This is a genomic window from Bacillus sp. DX4.1 (assembly GCF_030348195.1).
In the GTDB taxonomy this organism is placed as follows: Bacteria; Bacillota; Bacilli; order Bacillales; family Bacillaceae_G; genus Bacillus_A.
Genome location: NZ_JAUCFT010000008.1, coordinates 2,903,203 through 2,925,742, shown reverse-complemented (window position 1 = coordinate 2,925,742; position 22,540 = coordinate 2,903,203). Strand labels below are relative to the sequence as shown.

The following is a 22,540-nucleotide window of genomic DNA, read 5'->3' as shown; positions in this document are numbered from 1 at the left end:
TAGCTGTCGGTCTATTTTATGGAATAAAACTTTATAAGGAAATCAGATATTAGGTAAATGTTATGTACAAGATTGTGAAGAATTGTACTTAAGTTAACGGGGAGGGTAGTTGACTAATATCAATTAAGGGCGCTTTAATTGAAGAAGGATCACAGAAATGATCAAACTTTTTTATAAAAGAATGATTCAATTGAATATATTAAGAGCTTGTTTTAATCAATCTATTTTTTAAAACAAGCTCTTTCTTTTTGTTCATTTATCAAGGTTATTAGTATTAATTTGATTAAACATTTTTCTAAAGTAACAGCAGGCTATAAATATTTACATGCTTAAAGATATGTACATATTCATTATTGAATTTCTTAATATTAAAATGTATTATAGAAAAGTGCAACTTCTAATGCAAGTAAACAGGGCTATGGATTTTGAATAAATAAAATATTTTGAAATAATATTTTTGTCGAAAAATGAGGTGGAATTAATCGAAACAGTACATATTAAATGGTATGGATCGTATAGTTTTAATGATTTTTATAATAGAGAAGAAGCTTTTAAGAAAGGAATATTTGCAATCTTTAGAGTATGCGCTGGAAAAGAAACATTTCTCTATATAGGAAAAACCCAAGGACACTTTATACAAAAGATAAGGGAACTTAATAAGGAGTGGCTGTTTGATACAAGCGAAATAAAGATTAGATTAGGAATAATAGAATTCCCTAATGGTGAAAGTTATTCTGAAAAGAAGGTAGAAGAGGTTAAATCCCTTTTGATTTTACGGCATACCCCATCAGAAAACACCGCACCTTCAGTATACTATAGAGGACGGTTTAATTTAAAAATTATAAATAAGGGAAGAAGAGGCTTAATTGTTAAAAAGCTTTCCCCAAAAGATCTAGTATGGATATAAGTTGAATCACTTTTGACTGAAGTCGAAGATTTCTTAAGTACAGAAGCCTATAAATTTCTAATTTATTAAAATATTTTTGAATAACATATGTTATATAAATACAAATTAAAAAACCGACATAAAACCCTTCTTTTTAGGTGGAAGGGAGCATCCGGCCATGCATAGAAGCGGTCAGATCCTTTTCCTGCCCCATGCCAAGTGAAAACAAAGAGAGAAAACGAGTGCGGGTCACCTTTTGTTATCCATAGCTGCGGCTTATATGTCGAAAAATCAAAATGGATTTATATAGATAATTGAAACAATAGAAATTGAATTTTTGTTTAAAATATGGAAATCCTGGTTTCGAATTCATCGTTGTGAATCTATTAAACAGGAAGGATTAGAATGTGACCTTTACGGACAACTCATTAGCATCTTATTATGTTCTTCTACTATGTTTAAAATGAGAGAGTTCCTATTACGTAAGAAACAGAAAGAACTAAGCGAATATAAAGCAATGTACATAATTAAAGATTATTTCTTGCTTTTTCATCAAGCATTACACAAAAACACCCAAGAATTATCAAAGGTTCTCCCTCGTCTGTTCAACCTTCTACAGCAAAACGGACGAAAATCTCATCGATATGAGAAAAAGACAGTCTTTGATATTTTGGGTGTTGTTTATGAGTATACCACCTCTATTCATTAGGTAGCATAGTAAAAAAATTGAAACCTGTCAGGGTTTATTTGATATACCTACCTTTATAATATCTATAAAAAATAATAAAAAACTATATGGAAAGACCGGATTTTGTATAAAAATATTTTTAAGTTGATGGATGTGTGGCGGGACCCCGATTTACCGTTGACACTTCCTTATAACTTTACCAAATTTCACATAATGTTCAAAAATTAACTAATTGCACTATGATAATATGAGTTATGTAATAATATTATTTTAGAACGGAATGGAGATGATAAAATATGACGACCTGGTTAATACTTTCGTTGATTCTTATGGGTTGTATTAAAATAATAGTGACGTGTCTTCCAACCTCTGTTGTGAACTCGTTTGTCAGCAAATTTGAATTGCATCCAAAACTTAATGACGCGACTGTCACCGTAACTATCGACGGAAAACGCTTGGAAGGTGAAGATAAAATTCAAGTTATTAATCATTTTAACCAAGCGATATTTTTAGAGAGACATTATTTTCCTCCAAAGAGCAGTGGGACTCCATTGGTTATTGATACTAAGAGGGGCAAAAACGATGTTAGGTTTTCTGTGTACAGTTACAACGATCACGTTGATGTAGTCAAACAGTACAAGAAGAAAGTAGTCGCGTATAGTCTGCGTTCCAATAGCCTTCAAAAACGCTCTATGTTAGTAACGGGAGATTTAGTTTAAAAGGATCGTCAAAGAGACGGTCTTTTTTTACAAACTCATTATAAATACTGATAAGTTAATTTAAAAATAGTTTCTAAGTAAGTTTGCTACCTTACCTCTGCTCGAAATAAAAAAGAGGATTCCTACAATGTGGAACCCTCTTTCTTACTTACTCCGTTCTATGATTTTTAATTTACAGAACTAATCGTAACACTGAATACTAAAGCAATAGATGAAATGATAGCTGAAGCTATAAACATTTGCAACGCACCCATCTAAAATAGAAAGAAAAGGATTCCTAAAATATAGGGAATCCTTTTTCTCATTATTATAAATGGATTGAGATAGAAGGGGCAATAGATGGCGATGGTGTTCCGATTCAGAACAGAGGAGTAAGCCCAATTCAAGGGGTATATTATATTGGACTACCCTGGCAAAATCATAGAGGATTAGCACTTATTTGTGGCGTTGGACGAGATGCGGAGTTTTATACTCATCCATACAAAATGAAGATTTGTAGAAAAGAAAAATTCTATTCAATGGAAATTCAATACGAATAAAAGTGATTGCATCTTTATATAAGTATATAAAAATTGAATATTTTTGGTTTTTTATATATTTACTAGATATAGATTATGGTAAATTTATAATATATACATATTTATTCTATTTTGTAAAAATATCGTTACTGTTAAGTCGGTATAGTATTTAGATAAGGTGATAGTTTGGGAACGATAGTTGTAATTAATTGGGAAAGGGAGTGTCTCATATGAAATTTGAAGATTGTCGTATTCTTGGAATCCGATTAGGTTCTTTACTGATCACAGAAGAGCATCGATATTTAGTAATTAAGAAAAAGGACCATTACTCTTTGTTAAATATTGATACTTTGGAGTGTACAGCGTTAGAAGTTTCTTTAGAGCATATTGAGGAAATGCTTCAGGAAGATTTTCATGAAAGTGTAAAAGAAATTATTTCACCTGAACATCTTAAAATTGTAGCTAAAAATATCATATAAAACCAAAAGAGCTGGTATTTGAACCAGCTTTTTTGGTTTGCTGAAATACAGCTGTTATTTATCCCACTATTCACGGGCAGTAATACCCCTACCTCAACGTCCGGCAGGATTAGGTGAGGGATGAAGAAAACTCCCACTAATCAAAGTTTCACCTCTCTTTCCATCCGTCAACAACTGCTGGTAACTTAGATCTACCAATACCAAAGTTTTTAGAATCCATCACTTGTCCTTATTCATTTTCTGCAGTAAATACAGAAGTTTGTAATTAGGACTTGGCAATATTGGATTCAGCTTTTATGTAGCCTTTTAATTATTATTTGAAAAGAAAAACCTTTATAAATTCCACTTCAAAATCAAACCAGCATGTACAAGCCCACCACCAAATCCATACAGCAGTAATGTATCTCCGTTTTTAATTTTCTCCTCTTGTAATCCAATATCAAGTGCTAATGGAATGGAAGCAGCAGAGGTATTTCCGCAATATTGAAGACTCATTAACGTACGATCAATAGAAATGTTAGTTCGTTCACATATCGATTCAAGCATTCTTAAATTTACGCTATGAGGAATAAACCAATCAATATTTGAAATGTCTAGATGGTTTTTTTCTAGTAATTCTTGTATTCCTTGAGGAACAGTGTTTACAGCCCATTTATATACAGCTCTTCCATTTTGTATGAGAAACGGTGTGTCTTGTAGTGGGGTGCCATTCATTGTTTTTGATAATGCAGTTTGATATAGGTTGATACCACCAGAACCTTTGGATCCCATATGGGAACCTAGGAAACTTGGATTTTTTTCATCATATTCTACGAGTGCTGCACCTGCACCATCTCCAAATAGAATACAAGTGGTACGATCGCTATAATCTGTAATCTTTGAAAGTGTTTCGGCACCAATGACAAGTATTTTTTTATTTGTCCCGGAAGTAATGAGACCATTCGCAACGATTAAACCATACACAAAACCTGCGCAAGCTGCACTAAGGTCGATTGCTCCTGTATTTGGAATCTCAAAATGTGCTTGCACCTGGCTTGCAGTATTTGGAAACATGTAATCAGGAGTGGCGGTTGCGACAATAACTAAGTCAACGTCATGAATGGAAACGTGAAAGCGATCAATTAAATTTTGAACGGCACGGATACATAATGTTGTGGAAAATTCATCTGAGGAAGTAATTCTTCGTTCGTGCATACCAGTTCGTTGCACAATCCATTCATCTGTCGTTTCCACAAGGTGTGATAAATCCTCATTCGATAACACTTTATTTGGGACATAAGTACCGACCGCTGTGATTCTTGCTTTTGAATTCATTTAAATTCCACCTTTCCATTTTCTTTTATTTTAACACTTGTTATTAACACTTAATACTAATTTGATTAAAAAGTCTAACTATTTTTGAAATTGAAGGTCATGAAAATGGAGAAACAGTTACAGCAGTGGGATGTTGAAAGACATATCTTTTCATATACTAGTAGTAATAAAAAGATATTAGTATGAAAGCCTTTTAAGTTACTATCAAGGAAGGAGTGTAAATGATGATATAGAACATATATGAAACACATTTACATGTAAGGGATTTATACAAATACAAATCAAAAAACCGACATAACCCCCGTCTTTTTAGGTGGGAGAGAGCATCCGGCCATGCATAGAAGCGATCAGATCCTTTTCCCTGCCCCAGACATAGTGAAAACAAAGAGAGAAAACGAGTGCAGATCACCTTTTGTTATCCATAGGCGCGGCTATATGTCGAAAAATCAAAATGGATATATATATAAAGGGCGATTGATTTCTATCAAAATAAACTAGAGTTTATTTCTGTATTAAATGATGAACCAGATGAGCTTGAATATGCATCCTATTTGAGTGAATGGGATACGGAAAAAGAAAAAGATAAGTATATCAATATGGACCTGAATTGGACAAATAAACATAGAAAAAGAGATCTATTTATTTTAAACGGATCTCTTTTTCTATGTTTGTTTAAGGTTAGGGTATAAACAATTTGGTATTAGCACACATGATGAAGCATGTTAGGAACTTCAAGATAAATTATAATAGATTTTCATCCGTATTTTCATGCAATATTGCATGAGGAAATAAAGAAATATGGTATAGACGGAATGTATAAAAAGATGTATAGAAAATAGAAAGAGAAAAAAGAGTCCCTTTTCTCTATCAAGGATTGTCCCTTTTTGTTACTACTGATAATGATGGATTATGTAAATTTCGTATGAACACAACATGTAACTGCAATATTCAGTTATTTCCCAAAGTGAACGTGGTATAATTTGGAAAACAGAAAATAGAAAACAGTTTATAAATGTTGGGAGGAGAATCATGGGGAGAGAAGTGCATTTTGATGATGAAGGTGTAATTCTGAAACTAAATGGAGTAACAGGATTATTTGCATTAAAATTAAAGTTAAATATTCCTTATAACACAATTAAGAGTGTTTATGTTGATAATTTTGACGCTCCCCAATGGATGCTTCGGATGCCTGGAACATCGATTTCTGCGCTTAACATTTTTGAGGGTAGTTTTAAATACGTTGATGAATGGTATTTTCTTTCTTATGAAAAAAGAGTCCCTCTTGTAATAATTGAATTAGAGGAGCATAAAAAATACAAATATGTCATCTTTGAAACTGATGATCCTAGTAGTGTGGCATCAGATATTAGAAAACATATAAGAGCTTTATAAATAATGTTGTTACATCAATGAGATTATTATTTCCGCTAACGTACGTTATGTAAAACTACATCATTTTCATACTGGATCACCAAAAATCAAATCTAAGAACTGGAGGCTACCACTCATGTCTCAAGTAAATCTGAAAAAAATAACTTCTGAAAACTGGCGAGAGGCTTTGGGGCTTTCCGTAAATACTGAGCAGCAAAAGTTTGTTTCCGCAGTTACACCTCCTGTTGCTATTGCTCTTGCCAAGGCATACATCAGACCAGACGATAGGATGATTGAACCTTATGGGGTCTACAATCAGCATAAAATGGTAGGTTTCTTTAATCTACACTATACACTTGATAGCAAAGAAGACTTTTGGCTTTTTCATTTTTTCATCGATAAAAGGTTTCAAAGAAGGGGATTAGGGTCTGCTGCGATAGAAGTGTTGATTAAGCATATTAAAAACACTCATCCTTCTTGCTATCGCATTCGCTTGACTGTACATCCTGAAAATGATCCGGGTAAAAAATTCTACACAGGGCTTGGATTTACTGATGATAATACTTTTACATATGGTGAACTGACATATTCCTTGTACATTTAGAAAATTTTTAATTTGGCATGATAACGACCGATAACATTGATTATGTGAATGAAAAGTCTCTTCAGAGATCTGAAGAGACTTTTCTAGGTTTCTAGATACATGGACTGCTTATAAGTAACGTTATGTATGGAAGTTTCAGTTGCATACGCAGTTTGGTCAGGAATGGGAATCGTCACAATCACGATAATTGGGTTCTTCTATTTCAACGAAAGTATAAATCTGATTAAAGTGTTAGCAATTCTTTTTATTTTAGTTGGAGTGGTTACTTTGAATTTTAGTAGTACTGAACATGGAGAGAATAAAAAAGAAGCAGCGGAGGAACATGTAAATTGAAACGATTAAAATATTTTTTCTTAATTACTGATATTGGGTTTATAATATATTGGCTCGTAACAGTACTTCAGATCATTCCTCCAGAGTATTTGTTTAAAGATTATCAAAATTCTATTTTGGTGGCATGGAATTGGTCTTTTTTACCTCTAGATTTGTTAATCTCATTGACAGGATTAATCAGTTTATATTTGTATGTAAAACAAAAAAATTCATGGAGCCAATTCGCTTTCATATCATTAATCTTAACTTTTTGTTCAGGGTTACAAGCAATTGCGTTTTGGATGATCCGATTAGATTTTGATCCTTCATGGTGGATTCCTAATTTGTATTTATTAATTTATCCGTGTTTTTTCTTAAAAGGTATTTGGAAAGAATGTGGATGGTACAGGGAAAGCGTGCGATAATAAATGAGATTATAGAATTGAAATAATAACTTAGTATAAATGATAGTAGTGGAGGAAGAAAATGAACTTAAAATATAAATGTCTAATATTAGATCACGATGATACAGCGGTGAAAAGTACACCAGACATACATTACCCATCCTTTGTTGAAGCGTTGCAAAACTTAAGACCAGGTGAAACACCTTTATCATTAGAAGAATTTGTTTCGTATTGTTTTCATCCAGGTTTTATGAGCCTGTGTAAAGATATAATTGGTTTTACTCCGGAAGAACAGGAACATCAACAAATGGTTTGGAAGAAATATACAGAGTCAACGATTCCTGATTTTTATGAGGGATTTGTAGAAATGGTACAGGAGTTCAAAGAACAAGGTGGAATTGTAACAGTTGTTTCCCATTCTGAGAGTAGTCGTATTAAGAGAGATTATGAAAAACACTGTGGGTTCGTTCCTGATGCAGTATTTGGATGGGAGCTAGAAGAAGACCAAAGAAAGCCACATCCATATCCTGTGAAAAAAATTCTGTCTATGTTTAATCTACATGAGGATGACGTCATTGTGTTAGATGATTTAAAGCCAGCACTGGAGATGGCAAAGAGCTGTAACGTTACATTTGCCGCAGCAGGTTGGTCACATCATATTCCGAAAATTAAGAAGCAGATGAAAGAGGAATCAGATTATTATTTTGAGAGTGTAGAGAAGTTTAAAGAATTTATCTTTAATGAGTAAAGAGGAGAAAGAACTTGGGAAACACCAAGTTCTTTTTTTATGCTACATCGCAGATATTGGAATAATTGTAGATGTTCTATTGGACAAATAGCACATTTCAAGAGTGAATAGATTATGTAACTGTACGATTAGGAAAGTATGAATGATAAGAAGATTATGTTAGTTATTGTTAATTTTTGTATGTATAATGAAGATGGAGGGGGAAATGACATGAAATATAAACGGTTATTAAATCTATTAACAATTGTTGCATTATTAACATTATCTGCTTGTGCTGAAAAAGAAGCAGTAAAGTCAGCAGAGGAGAAAAAAGAAAATACGGCATCGAATCAAGAAGGAAAAAATTCTACAGAGAAAAAACAAGATGTACAAAAGAAAGAAGATGGACAAATTGGAATTGCAACAACAGTAGAAGAATTAAAGCAACATACTGATAAACGTGGATACATATTCTACACAGACCATCCAATTCGTCGAATTACGGGTGAAGAAGGTCGGACAACGAATATTATGAATTATGGCGATTCAATTCTCAATGTTCGCACAGAAGAGCCACTTGAAGATGCGCCACCTGATTTAGTTAATGAAGGATTTAAATTTATGACTGTAGGGCAAAATTCTTCTTTTCAATATAAATCATGGGATGAAGCAACAAATTTAGAAAGAGCACTAGTCAAAGCGGTATATGTGTCCGTTCAGGCATTTCGTGTATTGGAAGTTCCGGCAAGAAAAGGAGATTTTTCAAATAAAGAGATTACAGGGGCGCTCACATATCTTCGAAAAGGGGGAGAATTTGATTATATGGCTCCTGTAGCACAATCTGAAACAGATTTAGGATTATATCCAAAAAATGAAATGTTGAAGAAAACATGGAACCAATTGGCTAGTATTGAAAAACCAGAAAAAAATAAGAAAGCTTTTTCAGAAGCATATGAAAAAGCACGACAAGAAACGAATAATATGATAGGTGTGCTAAATATTTTATTATCAAAAAATGCTCAGGAGCGTTTATCAGAGCTTCCTAAGTAAATAAGAATGTGCAGAAAAAATGAGGGAAAGTAATACTTATGAGGAAATAACACGTGTTAAAAGTCGGGGTATGCATAGCTTTATTAGGAGGAAGCCAATTGGCTAGTTTTGTAAAGCCAGTGTATGCTGTAGTTAAAGAAGAACAAATTGTCATTAAAAATCAAGAAGGAACGATTTCAATCTCTCAGTTAAATTCAAATGTATGGATTCATACAGAATTGGGCTACTTTAATGGGGGAGCAGTCCATTCAAATGGTTTAATTTTAAATAGTTCTAAAGGGTTGGTACTTATTGATTCTTCTTGGGATGATAAGATCACAGAATTTAGCTCCAGGAAGCCTATTTCTTTAGATGTGGGAGGAATGGAGTAGTTTTTTGTTTGTGGAACGCTTGTTCTTGTGTGTGATGGTAATAGATAAAAAAGAAAGGAGTGACGGGCAATGACGAAACAAAAAAAGGATTGTTTCATCTTAGAGCTAAAACTCATCACAGAATGTTGGCAAAAACATATTTTACAAAAGCGATTCGAAATTGCCCGTAAACTCTACAATATAACCCTTTCTTATGCATTGAAACAAATGCAATATATGAAAGAATCTAAAAAATATCGAAAACAATTACGTTTGTATCAACATGCAAAGAAACAATTGATCTATACAACAAAAAGAGAAAACATAGTCCACTATAAAAATGAATTAAAACGGTATTCCAAAGAATTGGATGTGATTTGCCAATCTTTTAGATTAAGTGAATATCAACTTCATGCTTATATAAAAAAGCATCAACATAACTATAAAAAACATATTGATAGTAATACCTCTCAAAAAATTGCTTCTACGGTTTGGAAAGCAATACAAGAAGTTTTACATAAAGGGAACAAGGCTCATTTTAAAAAATACGGGGCGTCAACTTCTGTGGAAGGAAAATCCAACAAATCAGGGATTCATCCAATCGAGTTTTTACAATCCGTCCCTGACCAACCACTTTTGAGTACGTGACTTTTTGACGGTCTCTTGCCACAAGAACACAGACTTGCTCCTTACTTATGCCTCTTTGCTTTGACGAACCACCACGTTTTCGGGCTTTTCTACCTTCCACCTTGCGTTTCCCTTTTTCAGAGTACAAAAAGTAGGTCTCGTCCATTTCCACGATACCTTGGAACTGCTCAAAGTCCATCTCTTTAATGGCTGAAAGGAGCTTATGTCTCCAGTAGAACAAGGTTACATAGTGGACACCTAGAAGCTCTGAAGACTTACGGAGTGAATAGCCCTCAATCATACACTGAACGAACTCAAGCCATTTGTGAGGCAGGTGAGTACGGTAAAGAGGGGTATTGGTCACATTGGTAAACGTCTTCCCGCAATCCTTGCAGCGATAGCGTTGTCGTTCTAGCGTATGACTTCCCTGTAAAATGACAATAAAATTGTTGAATTTCCAAAGAAGTCGTTACATTTACAATAAAGTTATTTAAAAATGTCAGTGATAGTATTCAATTAACGAAATAAAGTTTATTCAGTTAACTGAGCAGTTTGATTAATACATAAAGGAAATTAAGCTGGTTTCATAGAATTAATTAGGCAATTCATTATCTTGGAGGAATGACTGAATGGCTGAATTGATTTATCATGTTGCGGTTTCACTGGACAATTTTATTGCGGATCAAGGTATGATAGAAGGAAATATTAATAATTCTCTCTTTTTATTTGAGGGGGATCATGTCCCAGACTTTTTAGCAGATATTCAGGAATATGATGCTGTGTTGATGGGGGGGAAAACATATGAGTTTGGGTTTCAATTCGGTGCTAAACCTGGTGAACCTGGATATAAGGGTATAAAACATTACATATTTTCAAAATCCATACAGTTTGAGACAAACGAGGAAGTTGAACTTATTAAAGGAGATGCTATAGGGTTTATTAAGAACCTCAAAAAACAATATAACGGTAAAATTTGGTTGTGTGGAGGCGGAGAATTGGCTGGGTCGTTGTTTAAACATAAACTTATTGATCAATTAGTATTAAAGGTTAATCCAATTATAGTCGGTGAAGGTATTTCTCTATTTGGTAGCGTGAAACCGCGTCTTAAATTAAAGTTAGTGGACATGAAACAGTATTCTAATGGAGTTATCAAACCTACTTACAATATTATTTATACTTAGAATTATCATGGAGAACTACTTTTTTAAATTAATTTTAAAAAATAAAATTTCATCCAATTGTTCCACTATTTCGGAAGAATACTTAACTTATTAAACACTTTATTGTTGCTGATTTTTAAAAAATTAGAGAAGGATAAATAAAATTAAACAACTTTATTATCATTACACATTCCCATTTTTACATTATACTTTCCGAAACGAACAGCGTTGTTTGAATGGCAGTGAGTGCAAGTGTAACCATCTTTATGTTTCCGTTCAGAAACCTCTTTGAACACGGGTTCATTTGCTGAATAAGAAGCTAAAGAGTTAGCAAAGAACTCTTTCAGACGGTATTGGTCTGCTGTGCTTAACTTTCTAATTTCTTGGATGATGTCTTTCAATGCCATTCGAAACAACTCGCTCTCGTACTTTTTCGCATATTATAGAACGATGGTTCGTTGTTTTCAAATATCAACAGAGACATTTAACATAGCTATAAAATAAAAAGGAAAAGTAAATAGCACATTTGATCCATAATTAATATTGAAAAGTCCTGCTATGTTTTTATACATAGCGGGACTTTTTTGTCTATAGGCTAGTTTGACAAACATAAAGTATATTAAGTTACTAAATTTTGTATTTTATGTAGAATAATAAAGAATATTCAAATAATAAAGGTGGAGCTTATTAAAATTTTACGAATGGATTACCAGTGGGCGATGATGGGCTATTCGATTCACAATCAGTATTGGAAAAGGAGAGATGGAGTAGAAAATGTACGGGCTGCAATAGATTTATTTTTTGATATTCTAAACTTCCACCGCATTGAACTACATATAAATGTTGATAATGAACCATCTATGAAACTTGCTGAAAGAGCAGGATTTCTTTTTGAATGTACAAGAAAAGCATGTTCTCTTGAAATTGGTAAATGGCTTGACTTTTTAATATATTATAAAAATCGACCTGAATTGATTTGATATATAAAGGGGAGGGATTATACACCTTATTAATAATCAATTCCTTTTGGGAGGAAGTACATATGAAAGTACTTATTACAGGCGGCAACCGAGGATTTAGATTCGAGCTAGTCAAAGTGGTAGCTTTACATTACTTCAATGTTGGCATAGAAAGGTGAATATAATAATGTATAATCTTACAATTGTGCAAAATATATTTGGTCCTTCGACAAAAGTACTAAATGGTTTGCCGAATGCATTAACGATTGAAGAAGTCGAAGAAGATTCTTTATATGATTTTCAGAATTATAAAGAGAAGATAAAAAAATTTATAGAGATTTGTTCGAAGTGGAATTTAAAAAGAGCCAGTATTTTACTAGATAAAAGGTTTGATAGTTATAATCCAAGTGTAAAGACATTGCGTGACTTTGATTTTCAGTTATATGCAGCAAAAATGGAAGTGTTTCGAGAAATTACTAATATAGAAATACAAAAAAACAGTATGGTTTACGCTCTATAGACGAAAGGTTATTGTCTGAAGAGGAGTTTAAGGTTCTTTGGGAGCGGTGTATGTCAGGTTCAGATAATGCACCATCATCCCTCAGTATTCATGAACATTTCCATTCCATACAAACTGAATTGGGCGGGGATTGGCAAAAATCACGTATTGCTTTTTATGAAAGCAATCAACCAATTGGAATATCTATTCCGCATATTGAACCGGGAACTAAGAATGAAGGACGATTATTTTATTTTGGATTGCTGCCAGAGGAGCGTGGAAAGGGACTTAGTGCTCATATTCATCTTCAATCTTTAAACATTTTAAAACAAATGGGGGCTACTTATTATGTAGGAAGTACACATATTACAAATGAAAAGATGCAAAAAGTGTTTTGGAAAAACGGCTGTTGTATAAGGACAGAAACGGAATTATATTGCAAAATTTTTGCGAAAAGTAAGGGGATGGACAAGTGAAGACAGTGAAAGTTTTTCATTATGATGCATTTAGTAATAAACTAAATACAAGAAATCCAGCTGGTGTTGTATTGGATACAGAAGGATTAACAGATGATGAAATGTAGCTGATGTGAGGATTCGTTATTTTACACCAGGACATGAAATGAAATTAATCATTGAACAAGGACAAGAAATTGATAAAGATGGCCGAATTGCTGTATATGTAACAAAAAATAAGGAAGATGATTCATTACAAATTGAGGTTTCTGGAAATGCAGTGTATGTAGAGGAATTTCAGATTTCTTTTTAAGGTTATTACACCAAAGAAAGTTCGGTACGCTACCGAACTTTTTTAGCAGAATCTCTTTTTCATCTGTTTATAACTTCAATAAAGGATGTGTTTTCATTTTGCCTAATTACAGAATGGAATTTCTTATTTTCCAACATCTCAGCAATATTCTCTAGTTGTTGTGCATTATCATGATGAATAAGCAAACTGTCTGCTCCACTTTCTTCAATATGTATATGTTCAATATTACCGATCGCTTCGTTTACTGCCTGTAAAAAATCGGATTTCATATATTCGTCCTCCTATGTAACGGTTATTTGTTTGTATCATTCCCTTATTCATAAAAAATTAACAGATGATGACCTGTATTAAAGGTATAAAAAAGTAATATTTTGTAATATCCATAAATTTTTGAAGGTTTTTGGTACATGAAAATACAATATATATTTGGGGAGAAATGTAATAAAGAATCGATAATAAGGAGAAATTGAAATGAATATTGAACAATTTAATCAATCAATCGAAATACTATTTGGAGAACATCTTCACAAATACGGCGATGATGAATATGGTTTCACGAATATCAGTAAAAATAAATTTAATAAAATAGGTTATACAACGAACTTAACAATAGAAACGATTGAAGAAGCGAAAGCAAATCAAGTGGATATGATTATTACCCATCATACACCATGGAGCTTTTTATATGGTATGGAAAAGACTTGTAAAGAGAAGCTCAGAGAATATGAAATCAATCATTTTTGGATACATTCACCATTAGATTTTGTGCAATTTGGAACTTGTACGTCATTATTTCGAGAAATAGAAATTGATAAAATGATAGAGTATTCTTCATGTGATGAGGAGGAGCTACCAGGGATTGGAGAATATGAATTACCGATGTCTTTTTCTGAACTTGTAGAAAGAGTAGAGGACAGATTAGAGGAAGAAGTGAAATCGTGGAAAAATAATGATAAACAAGTGAAAAAAGTAGCAATTTTGACGGGAGCAGGAAATAATACGAATATCATACAAAAGGCATTGGAAAGAGGTTGTGATACATATATAACAGGGGAAAAAACATTATATACGGTTCAGTATGCAAAATTTAAAGGAGTTAATCTAATTGTCGGTAGTCATACGTTTACAGAAATATTTGGTGTGGAAAGCCTTGTTTTCAAATTGAAAGGGGAAAATCCAACTTTAGAAATTGTTCAGTTATTTGAAGAACATTTGGAATAGAGGAAGACGAGGAAAGGTGACGTTAGTTAAATTGTTAATTGGATAGTAATATTAATATTTAGAAGGGAAAAACCATAGGTCTAGAGAATTGTAAAACAATTATTAGAATGAAAAAGGAGATGAAAAGTTGTATTCGAATACTCTTGAAGATTTTCAAAGTCAACTACCCACCACTTAAACGCTAACGCGTTTTGAAGTGGGGGCTTGTAAAAAGCCCTGGTTGTCTAGCCTCAGCCTTTTGTAGACTACGTTCGTAGGTTGCATACCCAAGAATAATTCCCTAGTTCTTGGCTCTATGGTGGCGCTGTAACAGTTCTGATTGGGAAGGAACGGTCAACCACAAGCCTTCTTTCATAAGAAGTTGCTAACACCTACAAACATTGGCGAAGGGAAACAAACTCTTAGGAGGGACAAAACATGCGTGTATTTGTCAAGAATTTACGAGGAGAACCGCTCATGCCTTGCAGTACTCGTAAGGCACGGCTTCTTCTCAAACAAGGGAAAGCAAAAATTATAGGTTACACACCGTTTACCATTCAATTGCAATATGCGACTGGTGAAACAGTACAACCTGTTACAATCGGTGTCGATAGCGGTGCAAAATATGTGGGGATCGCAATTACAACAGAGGAAAAAGTACTAATCAAAGGAACCATTGAATTGCGTCAAGATGTCAAAGAGAATCTCACGCTTAGAGCCATACTACGTAGAAGCAGAAGACAACGTAAAACCCGTTACCGAAAAGCGCGCTTTCTCAATCGAAAAAAGAAAGAAGGCTGGCTTCCCCCATCAATTCAAAGCCGAACCGATAACATCATTCATTGGATTGAGACATTCAAATCGCTATCACCTTCACCAAAAGTCATTGTAGAAGTCGGCAAGTTTGATGCCCAAAAACTAAAGAACCCTGATATACAAGGGAAAGCGTATCAACAAGGAGACGCATTTGGCTTTTGGAATACAAGATACTATGTATTTGCGAGAGACCATTATACATGTCAAATCTGTAAGAAAAAAGGTGGCATTTTGCACACACACCATATAATTGAGCGACATAAGGGTGGTTCAAATATGGCAGAGAACCTTGTGACAGTACATGAAGATTGCCATGAAAAATTCCATCAAGGAAAAATTAAGCACGTTTTTAAGGAACCAAAACAGTATAAAGAGACCGCCTTTATGAATATTTTGCGGCTTCAAATCATGAGGCGCTTAGATTGTGAGATTACATATGGTAGTTACACAACACCGACGCGAAAAGAATTAGGGCTATCAAAAACACACTATAATGATGCCATTGCAATTACAAATCCGAAAAAGGTACGAGAATATCAGCAAATTGGTGAGTTTCGCATCAAGCAATTTAGAAAGAAAAAGCGTTCTCTTCATGAAGCAACTGCAAGAAAAGGAAGAAAAACGAAAAATAGAACAGCGAAAAGAAATAATAAAAATACACCGTACGTAGGCACAATGTATCTAGGTGATAAGGTGAAAGCGTTTGGACAAATAGGATTCGTGACAGGATTTACAGGGAAGATGGTGTATGTGCAAGATTTGGACGGCCATTATATACAAAATCCTGCTAAATCTTATAAACAAGTGAATATATCGGATATTGAATGTATGCACCACAATCATAATTGGTTATTCTTACAAGTCAGTTAGGCGATGCCTAACCGAAATTCATCCCCACCTTATCGCTTGGCTATCGCCCGTCACGCGCTTGAAGATGGGGACTTCTTTCGGGAAGTACGTTAAACGAATGGTTCAGCCTAATTAAAAAGGAAACACAGAATAAACCACTTGATAGTGATACGAAATTTTCTTGGTATCCATCAATCTCTTAAAAATCTAACAATATTTGAAAGAAGGGCCATCGTTGAAATTATTTGATAGATTTTAAAAAAATAGGAACACGCAGAATGCTACATCAGAAAATAATCAAAAGATAGATGTCACGGTTCTGGTGCAAATACATCTAATTTTTTCAGTACTTCCATCGCAAATCCCAGAGGAGCTATTCCTGATGCAGTAACCAAATTTTCATGAGATACTGCAGGTCCCATCTCATGAAGAGCCGCTTGAAACATTATTATATGCAGGAGCTATTCTCATTTTAGTGATTGCTTTGTATATATCTAATATGAGGGATTTGAAGAAACATTAAGTAGTATATGAAAACAAATCTATAAAAATATACAAAAAAATCGTGCAGACCAATACTTTGGTCTGCACGATTTTTTTGTATAAGTAGGGAGAGCTCGTGAATTGATGGAAATGAAGAGTTTGAAAGCGGAATGTATTTGATGAAATGATTAGTGGACATATATCGCAAAAAGTATATCTAACAGCAATCAGAAAGTCATTATAAAATTTTGATTGGATTAAAATTCCACATGTAAGGCATAATAATGCTTAAGAAATTCCAATTAGGGTGAGAAATCGCAGTGTCAACTGCAGATATTAGGTGATTAAAATGTGGAAAACGCTTATTTCTTATCTTCCAGATTGGAAAGTGTTTGTGCAAGCTTTTATCGTATTTTTCATTCCTTATGTGGCCTCACGAGTTTTTAGCTGGATCCGTACATTAGAGAAAGAGTGATGAGGATGAAAGAACAGGAATCAAAGATGAAGCAGATAGAAAAACAAGCTTATACATATAAGGAGCAAAGCGCAACAGGCCATTTTACAGGCAATTTCACGATGGATTTAACGAGTGTAAAAGAAGAAATTCGTTATAATTCGGACGTACACTTTCGCGAGTTTAACATTGGATGTACGGACGTTCGAGCAGCGCTTGTTTTTGTGGAAGGACTGTCGGATAAAGATCTTATCGATATGCATATTATGAAGTCATTGATGCTTAATTTTTATGAAGAGTATAAGGGTGCACCGTTTTATGTGGAAGGTGCCATTTCAAAAGAGTTTATTAAGAATCGGGTGCTTTCCGTTAGTGGCATAGAAGAAGTTTATTCTATAAAAGAGTTGATGTCAAAAGTGTTAATGGGTTCAACGGCACTTTTGATTGATGGATTATCAGATGTACTAATTCTGGGTACAACGAAAGGGAAAACGCGGAATGTTGAAGAACCCATATCAGAGGTATCGGTCAGAGGTCCACGGGTAGGCTTCACAGAAACTTTAAGTGATAATACCGCCCTTTTGCGACGCCATGGTGAAAATGAGGGCTTATCATTAATAAAATTTCAAGTAGGAAAGCGGGCAAAAAAAGAACTAGTCATCGCCTATATGAAAGAAATTGCTGATTCGGAATTAGTAGAAGAGGTTAAGAAAAGAATTCAGAAAATCGATATTGATAATGTGCCAGAATCAGGATATGTAGAGCAGCTCATCGAAGATAATTACCTCAGTCCTTTTCCGCAAGTACAGAGTACGGAGCGACCTGATCGGGTCATCGCTGCATTAATGGAAGGTCGGGTTGCGATTTTATTGGATGGAACGCCTTTTGCCTTGATTGTTCCAGTTACATTTAGCATGCTGATGCAGTCGCCCGAAGATTATTATGAACGTTGGATTCCAGGCACATTTATCCGTTTATTGCGTTTTGGAGCAGCGATAATTTCTCTTTTTGTACCTGCTTTATATATTTCTTTTATCTCATTTCACCCCGGATTGATTCCAACTAAGTTAGCTATTTCGATCATAGGAGGACGAGAAGGGGTTCCGTTTCCTGCAATTATAGAAGGGCTGTTTATGGAAATAGCCATCGAAATTTTACGGGAAGCAGGATTGCGTCTGCCTAAACCGATTGGTTCAGCGATGGGGATTGTCGGTGGATTAATCATTGGAGAGGCTGCAGTACAGGCAGGGATTGTCAGTCCAGTTATGGTCATCGTAGTAGCAGTAACCGCTATTTCTTCCTTCGCTCTCTCACACTATAGTACAGCAATTCCATTACGTATCCTTCGTTTTGTAGTTATGTTTTGTGCTGCCATATTTGGATTATATGGGGTCATTTTGTTTTTTCTTTTCTTATGCAGTCATATAGCGAGATTGAAGAGTTTTGGTGTGCCCTATGCCAGCCCAGCCGTTCTTTATCGATTTAATGATTGGAAGGATTTCGTGATTCGTATGCCACTTCAGATGATGAAACGTCGTCCGAAAATGTTGAATCCGAAAGATTCAATACGAAAAGGAAGTGAAGAGTGATGATTACCGGCCCGAAAGATCGAATTCCTACTTCGCAAGCAGTTGTCATTCTTATTAATTATGTACTTGCAGTAGGAATTCTCACTCTGCCTAGAACAGCTGCGGAGAAAGTCAAGACACCAGATGTTTGGATAACTGTTATTGTCGGGGGGTTAATTGCGATGGTTGCAGGGGTAATCATCGTTAAATTAAGTCAACAGTTTCCTGGAAAAACTTTTTATCAATATAGTCAAGACATTGTAGGGAAATGGGTGGGGGCGTTACTTAGTCTACTCATTGTAGGCTACTTTGTTATGCTTTCCTCATTTGAAGTTAGAGTGCTAGGAGAAGTAACAAGTTTTTTTTTATTGGAAGGCACCCCTGGGTGGGCTATTATCATGCCGTTTATGTGGGTGAGTATTTATTTGAACTTAGGCGGTATCAACTCGATAGCTCGTCTGTTTGAAATAATATTTCCAATTACAGTCTTCATTTTTTTGCTGACTTCCTTTATGAGTATTGGAATATTTGAGTTAGATAATCTCCGTCCTGTATTAGGTTTAGGAGTTCTCCCTGTATTAAAAGGTATAAAAACAACAACTCTCGCATATTCAGGAGCCGAAATCATGTTGCTCCTTTTGGCATTTATGAAACATCCACTCCAAGCTGTAAAAGTCGTTCTCATCGGAACTGCTATTCCCTTAATCTTTTATGTCATTACAGTTGTTATGGTGATAGGAGCGTTTTCAGTTGATGGGGTGGTAATGAGAACCTGGCCTACAATTGATCTTATGCGAAGTTTTGAAATCCCCGGTTTGATATTTGAACGGTTTGAGTCTTTATTACTTGTGATATGGATCATGCAAATATTTGCAACTTATACAATCTGCTACTATGCTGCTGCCTTGGGATTGGCACAGCTTTTTAACAAGAATAGTCACTCATTTATGTACGGGTTACTTCCGGTTATTTATATCATTGCTGGGATACCGAAAAACATTAATGATATATTTAAATTTGGGGATATGATTGGTAATGCTGCGATTGTATTATTCGGTATCCTGCCACTGCTTCTCCTTGTAATTTTGAGATGGAGGAAGAGAAAGAATGAACCGAAGTGTGAATAATGTACGATTTCTTTTCGTTGTATCATCAGTTCTTTTGCTTCTGGCTCTTACAGGATGTTGGAGCAGCCATGAAATTGAAGAACTCGGTTTCGCGGTAGGTTTGGCATTTGATAAAGGGAAGGAGACGAATGTTGAGAGAGATATAGAAGAACAAGGAGGAGGTTATCAGAAAAAAAATCTTGTAACATCAACCTATCAATTTGTTACACCACAAGCATCATCAGGAGGAGGAAAAGGTGGAATATCACAACAAAAACCTTACACGAATATTTCTGAAACTGGAGATTCCCTTCACCAATCGATTCGTGAAGTTGCATTAAGAAGGCAGCGGCCTATAATTTTTCATCACACGAAAGTGATTGTTGTTAGTGAAAGTCTTGCACGAATGTATAGTTTGAAACAGCTACTGGATATTTATATCCGTGATAATGAGATGAGACCAAATTGTCTCGTGTTGATTAGTAAAGGGCGAGCTAGCGAGACATTGAAATCGAAGGAAAAAGGAGAAATTCCAGCGTTCCTTTTGCTTGGAATTGCGGATAATCAATATAGATCATCGCGGATTTTACCTCCTATGCCGCTTGCTAAATTACCAGGAAAGATACGGTCAGGAGCTAGTTTTCTTTTGCCAAATGTGATTTCGGTAAATGGAGAAGTGAAATTTGCGGGCGCTGCCGTAATCAAAGGGAAGACAAAAAAGCTGCGTGGTTTTTTGAATGAAAATGAGTTGGAAGGCTTAACATGGCTAACTGGGAAAGGGAAAAGCGGTTTGGTGAAAAGTTTTGATGAAAAGACAGGAAAACCCATCATGTATGAAGTGAAATCTATGAAGAGTAAAATTCAACCCCACGTTAAAGGGGATAATATCTCTTTTGATGTTGATATCCAATCAGAGGGACGGCTATCTGAAAACTGGGTCACTTCGGGAAAACCTTTTGAAAATAAGTTTCTAAAAAGTGTAGAAAAAGCTGCGAAACAAGAAGTGAAACGATTGGTGAAGCATACATTAAAAAAGACTCAAAAGGAATATCAGGTCGATGTTGCTGGCTTCGGTAACAGATTAAGAATTGAGTATCCAAAAGTATGGGAAAAGGTTGAAAAAGATTGGGATAAAACATTTAGTGAGATTCCAATCAAATACAGCATAAAGTTAACGATCCAGGACTATGGTACGGAAGGATCTTAGAAGTGAGATTCTTTATTGCATGACATAGTAGGGTACCGCCACACCACCATCAGGTTAAAATTATATAATGCCCCCAAAGCGAAAATTTTTTGTCTTTTATAGCAACAAAGATCATTTTTATCGTTTTGGGGGCAACCTGTTCTGTTAGGTTGATGGGCATGTGCGGTTATCCCTAAATATATGAAAAATGGAATAGGAAAAAACATTTTGATTTGGATACAAGAGAATACTAAAAGTGATAAAGAGTACCTAAAGCTAGATTGTATCGTAAACAATATCAAACTAAACAACTTCTATAAGAACAATGGTTTTGAACATTTTGGTATAACGGACGGTCATAGTAAATTTCAAAAAAATATTAAAAAATAGTTGCGAGCTTATTTAACTAATGGAATGAATGCGAGCTTATTCTTTATTGTTACAAGAAAAATAGGCTCTTAACTAAGACGTATTCAAATTGTAAATATGTCTTAGTTATATAAATACAAATTAAAAAGCCGACATAAACCCCTTCTTTTTAGGTGGGAGAGAGCATCCGGCCATGCATAGAAGCGGTCAGATCCTTTTCCTGCCCCATGCTAAGTGAAAACAGAGAGAGAAAACGAGTGCAGGTCACCTTTTGTTATCCATAGCCGCGGCTATATGTCGAAAAATCAAAATGGATTAATATAATTGTGAAATGATAATTAAATGCTTTTAATATAAAGATTTTTAGAGGGATTTCCATTTGTATGTCAAATAATAATGTTGTTACACATTAATTTTCACTTTATAATATTTCATTTTAAAAGGTTAACAAAGTGAAATGAATATACTACAAAGCATAGTAATATTATGGGGGAGAAAGATGAACGTTATCGACGCAAAAAGAGATTTAGCACGAAAAACGAAAAAGGGGATTCCAGTCGTATTAGCTGGTTTTGTATTTTGGATTATTGCTAGTGTGACAGGGATTTTATTAGAAGAGAAGCAAACAGTTTGGGTATATCTCATTGGAATGGGATGTGTTTTTCCATTTGGTTTAATGTTAGCAGCGTTATTAAAAATTGATATGTTTGCGAAAGGGAATCCGATGGGAGCTTTAGGCGGTGTAATTGGCGCGATTAATATTCTGAATATTCCGCTTGTATTGTTAATGTATTTCCAAATGTCAGAGTGGTTACCATTTACAGTTGCGGTATTAGTAGGTGTTCATTTTTTACCATATGTTTGGATATATGAAAGCAAGAGTTATGGTTTGTTGTCAGTTGGTACGATTGTAGCGGCATCCATCTGCGGAATTTTTTTTGCTGAGAAAGGGTATGTTGCAATACCAATTGCGATTACAATTGTCTATCTTGTAACACTTGTGAGTTTATCAGTGGAAAATAAGAGTGTAGCAACACATCAGAATGAAATTGAACAGTAAATAGGGATGGAGGA

Annotated in this window: 19 protein-coding genes and 13 pseudogenes; 27 read left to right on the top strand and 5 right to left on the bottom strand. The window is 34.6% G+C overall.

Annotation, left to right across the window (positions count from 1 at the left end):
* Positions 1–472 precede the first annotated feature (472 nt).
* From QUF99_RS17870 to QUF99_RS17850, 5 genes and pseudogenes are all read left to right on the top strand, one after another.
* Positions 473–907: a sodium:proton symporter gene (locus QUF99_RS17870; RefSeq protein WP_289371650.1), complete on the top strand. Its 435-nt coding sequence runs from the start codon at positions 473–475 to the stop codon at positions 905–907.
* Positions 908–1,211: 304 nt separating this feature from the next.
* A pseudogene (locus tag QUF99_RS17865) lies at positions 1,212–1,595 on the top strand (IS4 family transposase); the annotation flags it as partial.
* Between the two features lie 275 nt (positions 1,596–1,870).
* Positions 1,871–2,293, top strand: a complete 423-nt coding sequence (locus QUF99_RS17860; protein WP_289370956.1) for a YfmQ family protein — start codon at positions 1,871–1,873, stop codon at positions 2,291–2,293.
* 296 nt (positions 2,294–2,589) lie between these two features.
* Positions 2,590–2,832, top strand: a pseudogene (locus QUF99_RS17855) (hypothetical protein); the annotation flags it as partial.
* 209 nt (positions 2,833–3,041) lie between these two features.
* A complete protein-coding gene (locus tag QUF99_RS17850) occupies positions 3,042–3,290 on the top strand; it encodes a hypothetical protein (protein ID WP_289371649.1) in 249 nt (82 codons plus the stop codon).
* 333 nt (positions 3,291–3,623) lie between these two features.
* On the opposite strand, the gene QUF99_RS17845 is transcribed toward QUF99_RS17850, so the two are convergent.
* On the bottom strand, positions 3,624–4,604 hold the full coding sequence (locus QUF99_RS17845) for a ketoacyl-ACP synthase III (RefSeq protein ID WP_289371648.1): 981 nt from the start codon (positions 4,602–4,604) through the stop codon (positions 3,624–3,626).
* A 473-nt stretch (positions 4,605–5,077) separates the two neighbouring features.
* Here QUF99_RS17845 and QUF99_RS17840 point away from each other — a divergent pair.
* The 9 genes and pseudogenes from QUF99_RS17840 to QUF99_RS17800 form a co-directional block, all read left to right on the top strand.
* A pseudogene (locus QUF99_RS17840) lies at positions 5,078–5,185 on the top strand (VOC family protein); the annotation flags it as partial.
* Between the two features lie 448 nt (positions 5,186–5,633).
* Complete coding sequence (locus QUF99_RS17835; RefSeq protein ID WP_289371647.1) at positions 5,634–5,996, top strand: hypothetical protein; 363 nt, start codon at positions 5,634–5,636, stop codon at positions 5,994–5,996.
* Between the two features lie 115 nt (positions 5,997–6,111).
* Positions 6,112–6,579, top strand: coding sequence for a GNAT family N-acetyltransferase (locus QUF99_RS17830; protein WP_289371645.1), 468 nt, complete (start codon positions 6,112–6,114; stop codon positions 6,577–6,579).
* A 126-nt stretch (positions 6,580–6,705) separates the two neighbouring features.
* Positions 6,706–6,912, top strand: a pseudogene (locus tag QUF99_RS17825) (DMT family transporter); the annotation flags it as partial.
* Positions 6,909–7,316: a YvaD family protein gene (locus tag QUF99_RS17820; protein WP_289371644.1), complete on the top strand. Its 408-nt coding sequence runs from the start codon at positions 6,909–6,911 to the stop codon at positions 7,314–7,316. The pseudogene QUF99_RS17825 and the gene QUF99_RS17820, both read left to right, overlap by 4 nt.
* A gap of 61 nt (positions 7,317–7,377) precedes the next feature.
* Positions 7,378–8,043 (top strand): HAD family hydrolase, encoded by a 666-nt coding sequence (locus QUF99_RS17815; protein ID WP_289371643.1) that lies wholly within the window; start codon positions 7,378–7,380, stop codon positions 8,041–8,043.
* Positions 8,044–8,253: 210 nt separating this feature from the next.
* Positions 8,254–9,072 (top strand): hypothetical protein, encoded by an 819-nt coding sequence (locus QUF99_RS17810; RefSeq protein WP_289371642.1) that lies wholly within the window; start codon positions 8,254–8,256, stop codon positions 9,070–9,072.
* Positions 9,073–9,125: 53 nt separating this feature from the next.
* Positions 9,126–9,395, top strand: a pseudogene (locus QUF99_RS17805) (subclass B1 metallo-beta-lactamase); the annotation flags it as partial.
* Positions 9,396–9,512: 117 nt separating this feature from the next.
* The gene (locus QUF99_RS17800; RefSeq protein WP_289371640.1) at positions 9,513–10,070 is read left to right on the top strand and encodes a hypothetical protein; all 558 of its coding nucleotides are present in this window, start codon (positions 9,513–9,515) and stop codon (positions 10,068–10,070) included.
* Here the strand turns inward: QUF99_RS17800 and QUF99_RS17795 are convergent.
* Positions 10,009–10,476: pseudogene (locus tag QUF99_RS17795) on the bottom strand (IS1595 family transposase); the annotation flags it as partial. The gene QUF99_RS17800 and the pseudogene QUF99_RS17795 sit on opposite strands and share 62 nt — an antisense overlap.
* A 202-nt stretch (positions 10,477–10,678) precedes the next feature.
* On the opposite strand from QUF99_RS17795, the gene QUF99_RS17790 reads away from it, so the two are divergent.
* The gene (locus QUF99_RS17790; RefSeq protein ID WP_289371639.1) at positions 10,679–11,230 is read left to right on the top strand and encodes a dihydrofolate reductase family protein; all 552 of its coding nucleotides are present in this window, start codon (positions 10,679–10,681) and stop codon (positions 11,228–11,230) included.
* Between the two features lie 167 nt (positions 11,231–11,397).
* On the opposite strand, the pseudogene QUF99_RS17785 reads toward QUF99_RS17790, so the two are convergent.
* Positions 11,398–11,616: pseudogene (locus QUF99_RS17785) on the bottom strand (IS1595 family transposase); the annotation flags it as partial.
* Between the two features lie 267 nt (positions 11,617–11,883).
* Between QUF99_RS17785 and QUF99_RS17780 the strand changes: the two are divergent.
* The 3 pseudogenes from QUF99_RS17780 to QUF99_RS17765 form a co-directional block, all read left to right on the top strand.
* Positions 11,884–12,189, top strand: a pseudogene (locus QUF99_RS17780) (GNAT family N-acetyltransferase); the annotation flags it as partial.
* A 166-nt stretch (positions 12,190–12,355) separates the two neighbouring features.
* A pseudogene (locus tag QUF99_RS17775) lies at positions 12,356–13,143 on the top strand (GNAT family protein).
* 139 nt (positions 13,144–13,282) lie between these two features.
* Positions 13,283–13,435 (top strand): annotated as a pseudogene (locus QUF99_RS17765) (isomerase); the annotation flags it as partial.
* Between the two features lie 59 nt (positions 13,436–13,494).
* Here QUF99_RS17765 and QUF99_RS17760 read toward each other — a convergent pair.
* Positions 13,495–13,704, bottom strand: coding sequence for a hypothetical protein (locus QUF99_RS17760; protein ID WP_289371638.1), 210 nt, complete (start codon positions 13,702–13,704; stop codon positions 13,495–13,497).
* Positions 13,705–13,906: 202 nt separating this feature from the next.
* Here QUF99_RS17760 and QUF99_RS17755 point away from each other — a divergent pair, with 202 nt between their 5' ends.
* Both QUF99_RS17755 and iscB read left to right on the top strand, forming a co-directional pair.
* Positions 13,907–14,656, top strand: coding sequence for a Nif3-like dinuclear metal center hexameric protein (locus tag QUF99_RS17755; RefSeq protein WP_289371637.1), 750 nt, complete (start codon positions 13,907–13,909; stop codon positions 14,654–14,656).
* Positions 14,657–15,073: 417 nt separating this feature from the next.
* Entirely contained in the window at positions 15,074–16,321 is a 1,248-nt protein-coding gene (gene iscB, locus QUF99_RS17750) for an RNA-guided endonuclease IscB (protein WP_289371636.1), read from the top strand.
* Positions 16,322–16,617: 296 nt separating this feature from the next.
* Here iscB and QUF99_RS17745 read toward each other — a convergent pair.
* Positions 16,618–16,728: pseudogene (locus QUF99_RS17745) on the bottom strand (glutamine amidotransferase); the annotation flags it as partial.
* Here QUF99_RS17745 and QUF99_RS17740 point away from each other — a divergent pair.
* From QUF99_RS17740 to QUF99_RS17710, 7 genes and pseudogenes are all read left to right on the top strand, one after another.
* A pseudogene (locus QUF99_RS17740) lies at positions 16,710–16,823 on the top strand (phosphate-starvation-inducible protein PsiE); the annotation flags it as partial. The pseudogenes QUF99_RS17745 and QUF99_RS17740 overlap by 19 nt on opposite strands.
* A gap of 309 nt (positions 16,824–17,132) precedes the next feature.
* The gene (locus QUF99_RS17735) at positions 17,133–17,258 is read left to right on the top strand and encodes a hypothetical protein (RefSeq protein ID WP_289371635.1); all 126 of its coding nucleotides are present in this window, start codon (positions 17,133–17,135) and stop codon (positions 17,256–17,258) included.
* 26 nt (positions 17,259–17,284) lie between these two features.
* Positions 17,285–18,826 (top strand): spore germination protein, encoded by a 1,542-nt coding sequence (locus tag QUF99_RS17730; RefSeq protein ID WP_483298637.1) that lies wholly within the window; start codon positions 17,285–17,287, stop codon positions 18,824–18,826.
* Positions 18,826–19,932 (top strand): spore germination protein, encoded by a 1,107-nt coding sequence (locus QUF99_RS17725; RefSeq protein ID WP_289371632.1) that lies wholly within the window; start codon positions 18,826–18,828, stop codon positions 19,930–19,932. The genes QUF99_RS17730 and QUF99_RS17725 overlap by 1 nt, the downstream gene beginning before the upstream one ends.
* Positions 19,913–21,118, top strand: coding sequence for a Ger(x)C family spore germination protein (locus QUF99_RS17720; RefSeq protein ID WP_289371630.1), 1,206 nt, complete (start codon positions 19,913–19,915; stop codon positions 21,116–21,118). The genes QUF99_RS17725 and QUF99_RS17720 overlap by 20 nt, the downstream gene beginning before the upstream one ends.
* A 162-nt stretch (positions 21,119–21,280) precedes the next feature.
* Positions 21,281–21,487 (top strand): annotated as a pseudogene (locus QUF99_RS17715) (GNAT family N-acetyltransferase); the annotation flags it as partial.
* Positions 21,488–21,965: 478 nt separating this feature from the next.
* Positions 21,966–22,526, top strand: a complete 561-nt coding sequence (locus tag QUF99_RS17710) for a DUF7010 family protein (RefSeq protein WP_289371628.1) — start codon at positions 21,966–21,968, stop codon at positions 22,524–22,526.
* Positions 22,527–22,540 lie beyond the last annotated feature (14 nt).